The sequence below is a fragment of the Bacteroidota bacterium genome, assembly GCA_039821555.1.
Classification (GTDB): Bacteria; Bacteroidota; Rhodothermia; order Rhodothermales; family Rubricoccaceae; genus JBCBEX01.
The window spans coordinates 424963-430338 of sequence record JBCBNX010000002.1; the positions used below are offsets into that span (position 1 = coordinate 424963).

General features: G+C 66.6%; 4 protein-coding genes. 2 read left to right on the plus strand and 2 right to left on the minus strand.

Features of this window, described 5'->3' with window-relative positions:
• Positions 1–63: 63 nt before the first annotated feature.
• Entirely contained in the window at positions 64–660 is a 597-nt protein-coding gene (ruvA, locus tag AAFU51_04420) for a Holliday junction branch migration protein RuvA (GenBank protein ID MEO1570492.1), read from the minus strand.
• Positions 661–1017: 357 nt separating this feature from the next.
• Here ruvA and ppc point away from each other — a divergent pair, with 357 nt between their 5' ends.
• Both ppc and AAFU51_04430 read left to right on the plus strand, forming a co-directional pair.
• Positions 1018–3993, plus strand: a complete 2976-nt coding sequence (ppc, locus tag AAFU51_04425) for a phosphoenolpyruvate carboxylase (protein ID MEO1570493.1) — start codon at positions 1018–1020, stop codon at positions 3991–3993.
• A 205-nt stretch (positions 3994–4198) separates the two neighbouring features.
• Positions 4199–5128, plus strand: coding sequence for a DUF4238 domain-containing protein (locus AAFU51_04430; GenBank protein MEO1570494.1), 930 nt, complete (start codon positions 4199–4201; stop codon positions 5126–5128).
• Positions 5129–5238: 110 nt separating this feature from the next.
• Here AAFU51_04430 and AAFU51_04435 read toward each other — a convergent pair.
• The coding region (locus tag AAFU51_04435) for an IS5/IS1182 family transposase (protein ID MEO1570495.1) at positions 5239–5376 on the minus strand (138 nt) is incomplete at its 5' end.

Sequence of the window (5376 nt, forward strand, 5' to 3'; positions counted from 1 at the left end):
ACCGTCATACGAGAAGCATCGTCGTAGCGAGCGCCACCCGGCGCCCAGGGCGAAGAGAGCAGGCTAGCTTTCGCGCAGCGCGGCGCGGATGAGGGCCTCGGCGGACGAGATCGCGGCGTCGGCGCGGAGCGCTTTGCGGATACGCTTTTCGGCGTCGGCGCGGCTGAGCCCCAGCGCGATGAGGGCCGCGCGGGCATCCTCCCGGAGCGCGGCGCTCTCGCCGTCGCCGCCGAGGTAGGCCTGCCCGAGCCCGTCGATCTTGGCGAGGCGGTCGCGCAGCTCGACGCACAGCCGCTGCGCGGTCTTCTTGCCCACGCCAGGGATGCGCGTCAGCATCGCCGCGTCGTCGGCGATCACGGCGGCGCGCAGTTCGGCGGGGGCCATCGCCGAGAGGGCAGCGAGCGCCAGCTTCGGTCCGACCCCCGACACGCTCGTCATCTCGCGGAAGAGCGTCCGCTCAGCGTCGGTCGCGAAACCGAACAGCAGCGCGGCGTCCTCGCGGACGTGGTGGATGGTGAGCAGCTTGGCGGGGCTGCCCACGGCGGGTAGCTTGTCGAACGACGAGGCGGGGATGAGCACCTCGTAGCCCAGCCCCTGCACGTCGATGACGGCTTCGGTGGGCTTCTTGGCGACGAGCGTGCCGGAGACGTAGGTGATCACGGGCGGAGTGGGGAAGCAAGCAGAGCGCAGCAAGCTACGACGTGCCCTATGACTGCTTTGTGTCGCAAGGGCACCGTGTCATACAGAGTCGTCGTCAGGGTGTCTGCATGGCGCTGTGTTCCGTGTTGCGCATCGGATCGAGGCCAACACGCACTGGGCAACACGCACTGGGCAACACGAAACACGTCCGCAGCGATCCGGACATCGGCGAACGGAACGCGCGGACCTGGGGAGGCAGAAGCTTGGGGGGAGAAGGGACGGCTTCAGGCACTTAGCCCCAAACAGGGACCCGGCCGGGTACGATCTTGCCGCTCCGGCGTCCGCCGATGCATTGTCCACCGCCTACTGCCCACCACCATGCTCCCCGAACCCCGCGTCGCCTCCTGGAACGGCCTCGACATCGTCACCGAGGGCAGCGGCATCTCGGTGCCGCTCTCCGAGCACGTCAACCTGCTCGGCGCGCTGCTCGGGCACGTCGTCCGCGAGCGCCACGGGCCGGACACGCTCGCGCTCATCGAGCGGCTGCGCAAGGCCTGCCGCGACGCCTTCGAAGCGGGCGGGGCGGCAGGCTCCAGGGAAGACGGCTCTAGGGAAGACGGCTCTAGGGAAGACGGATACGACGCCGTCGCCGACGAACTCCGCCACCTCTCGCTCGACGACCTGCTCATCATCCTGCGGGCGTTCACGGCGTTCTTCCACCTCGTCAACAAGGCCGAGCAGCTCGAAATCATCCGCATCAACCGCGAGCGGGCGCACGCGACGGCGGAGCCGGGAGCCAGCAGCCTGCGGCCGGAGTCGGTGCGCAACGCCATCGCAGGGCTGCACGGCGAGGGCAAGACGCTCGGCGAGGTGCTCGACCTCCTCGGCCACCTCGACATCCAGCCGACGCTCACGGCGCACCCGACCGAGGCGCGCCGCCGCTCGATCCTGATGCGCCAGCAGGCCGTCTCGAAGCGCCTCGACGCGCTCCGCAACCCCGCCACGACGCCGTCGGAGCGCGACGAACTCATCGCCGAGATCGCGGGCGACATCACGATCCTGCTCACCACCGACGAGGTCCGCGCCGAGCGGATGACCGTGCAGGACGAGGTGCTCCAGGGCATCTACTTCGCTGCGTACTCGATCTGGAAGACCGTCCCGCGCATCCACCGCGACGCCCAGGCCGCGCTGCGGATCTACTACGGCGACGACCTCGGCGACACCACGCCCGAGCTGCCCGCGTTCCTCCGCTACCGCTCGTGGATCGGCGGCGACCGCGACGGCAACCCGCGCGTCACGCCCGAGGTGACGTCGTGGACACTCCGCGAGCTGCGCAACGAGGCGCTGCGGCTCTACCGGAACGCCCTCAACGACCTGCGCCTGCAGCTCTCCGTCTCCGAGGAGCAGGTCGACGTCCCGACCGCGCTCTACGAGAGCATCGAGGCCGACGCGCGCACGATCCCGCTGCCCGAGCGGCGGCGGCGGCAGTACCAGCAGGAGCCGTTCCGCCTCAAGCTCTTCTACATGATGCAGAAGGTGGACGCGCTGCGCGCCACGGATCCCAACAGAGCCGACCCCGCGAGCAACGACGCACCCCCCTATTCATCAGCCGCGTTCATCGAGGACCTGGAGACGCTGCGCGATGCGCTCATCGCGGGGGGGCTGCGCCGTATCGCGGAGCGGGGGCTGCTCGCCGAGGTGCTCGTTCAGGCGCGGACGTTCGGCTTCCACCTCATGACCGTCGACGTGCGCCAGCACAGCCGCGTGCACGAGGCCGCCGTCACCGACCTGCTCTGCATGGGCGGCGTGACGGATGACTACGCCGCGCTTGACGAGGACGCGAAGGTGGCGGTGCTCACCGCCGAGTTGGAGAACCCGCGCCCGCTCGTTCCGCGCGCGGCCCCGCTGCCCGACGACACGCAGCGGCTGCTCGACGTGTTCGAGGTGATGCGCCGCGCCATCGAGCGCGAGCCGGCCAGCATCGGCAGCTACATCGTCTCGATGACGAGCGACGTGAGCGACGTGCTCGAAGTGCTGCTCCTCGCCAAGGAAACCGGCCTGTGGCGGCTCTGCGAGAATGGCACCGTCGAGAGCCCTATCGACGCCGTCCCGCTCTTCGAGACGATTGCCGACCTCGACGCCGCCGAAGACCGGCTAGCGGCGCTCTACACGCACCCGATTTACCAGAAGCACATCCAGGCACGTGGTGATGCAACCCCCGGTGGCAAAGGGCAGCCGTTCCAGGAGGTCATGCTCGGCTACTCCGACTCCAACAAGGACGGCGGCTACTGGATGGCCAACTGGGCGCTCCACAAGGCGCAGGGCGCCATCGCGCGCGTCTGCAACCGCCACGGCGTCGACCTGCGGCTCTTCCACGGACGTGGCGGGACGGTCGGGCGCGGAGGCGGGCGGGCCAACCAGGCTATCCTCGCCATGCCGCCGGAGTCGCACAACGGCCGCATCCGCTTCACCGAGCAGGGCGAGGTGATCTCGTTCCGCTACGCCCTCCCCGACATCGCGCGGCGGCACCTAGAGCAGATCGTGCACGCACAGCTCACCGCGCTCGCCCAGCCGACGCCCGACCACGCCTTCGCCGGGCCGACCAAGGACGCCACCCGCGCCTTCATGCAGACCCTCGGCGACCGCTCGATGGCGGCCTACCGCGATCTGATCGACGCGCCGGAGACGTGGCCGTGGTACGTCAAGACGACGCCTGTGCCCTTCATCTCGGACCTGCCGCTCGCCAGCCGCCCCATCTCGCGCAAGTCCGCCGACGAGGTGGCCTTCGACGACCTCCGCGCGATTCCGTGGAACTTCGCCTGGACGCAGCCGCGCTACCTCGTGCCAGGGTGGTACGGCGTCGGCACCGCCCTCGCCGACGCGATCCAACCCGAACAGGAGGGAGCCGAGGACCGGCTCGACGACCTGCGGAAGATGTACGCCACCTGGCCCTTCTTCCGCGCCGTGATCGACAACGCGCAGCGCGAACTCGCCCGCGCCCGCCTCGACATGGCCGCGCGCTATGCCCGCCGCGCCCACGGGGCCGCCACGCTCACCGGCGACGGCGTCCACGCCCGCCTCGAAGCGGAGTTCGCCCGCACGAAGACCGCCGTGCTCCAGATCAGCGAGCAGGACGCGCTCCTTGACCACGGCCGCGTCATCCGCCGCTCGATCGCGCTGCGCAACCCGTACACGGACGTGCTCAACCTCGTCCAGATCGAGCTGATGCGCCGGTGGTATGACGACGCGGACGCCGAGGCTACCACTCAGAGCAAGGGCGACCGCGCCGCCCTGCGCAGCGCGCTGCACGTCTCGCTCAACGGCATCGCCGCCGCCATGCAGAGCACGGGGTAGAGGCGCGTCAGCTTTCGTTCAGGAGAGCGGACGCGTATTATGCAGACCCGAGGTATGAGCTAGGGGCCGTCATGGTGCCGTCGGGAGTCTCGGGCTTCTATCGCCGTGCGTGTTACGCGGACGCCTTCCGCGTTGCAACGCGGCATAACTGCGCCTAGTCCGTAGTTATGCCGCACACCGCGCGTACCTGCCACCTGATGCCTCAGTGAAAAAGAGAAGACAGCACTATGTCTGGAAGCACTATCTGAATGCTTGGGCAGTCAACGGCCAGATTTGCTGCAGGCGAGCCGGGACGTTCTTCACAACGAGCGCTGAGAATTTGGCGAATCGTCGGGACTTCTATCGATTGCGTCCGCTTACAGCTGCAGAGATTCGAGGTGTTTCGCGATTGGTTCTTTCGGGCCTCTCAGAGCATCTGCGGTCAATTGCCGTGGAGTGGCTACGTATCTTCACTTTACCGCAGGAGATCCAAGCAGCACTCGACTCGGAGGGCAAGACAGGGCCTGAGGAAAGAGCTGCCCTTGACGTTGTGACCAACAATCTGGAAGAGGAACTCCATAGCAAAGTCGAGTCGAGCATGGTGCCGATCCTCAGTAGTCTGCGACACGGCAACCTTCGGAGCCTGGACGACGACAAGACGTACGCAGACTTCGCGTTCTTTTTATCGATGCAGTATTCGCGTACACCTCGCCGGGCCGCAGACATTGTCGAGGCAATAGGCGACGAGGTTGACTTTGATGTAGCGGCTGCGTGGGGGGTAATGCGAACTATCTTCGCCACCAATATGGGGAGCAGCCTATTTGAGCGAAGGCATTCCACACGCATCGTTCATCTCAAGACCGCGGGTAGTGACGAGTTCATCACGACAGACCAACCGGTTGTGAATCTCCACGCGCGCGAAAATGGCCCCGGAGAGCCCCCCACGCGAGTGAAGATGTACCACCCACTGACTCCACACACGGCGCTGCTTGTTGATATTCAAGCAGATTCCTGGAGTACTGAGGAACGCGAGGTAGGCGCCGCCGAATTGCGTGAGCTCAACACCATGTTGGCCTATGAGTCTTATGAACAAGTCTATGCAAGGTCGTGCTCTGCACTTCAGTCGCTTCCTGAACCGACGGTCGGTGAGACATAACAACACGTTTGAGCGGATTCGCAAGCGAACCGCTCAACGTCAGACGCTCTGCAGGGTAAAGTCTGAAGGAGAGAGAACGTGGAGCACATAGAGCGCGCCCGAGGCATACACTAGGCACTGTCTGGATATTCGCGCAGGTAGCGCTCCATGATCGCCAACTGCACCATCGCTCGATAGCTCCCCGCCAACTTCTCGTGCCGCGTCCCGATCCTCCGGTGCTCCTTCAGGTGACCCAGCGTCCGCTCAAC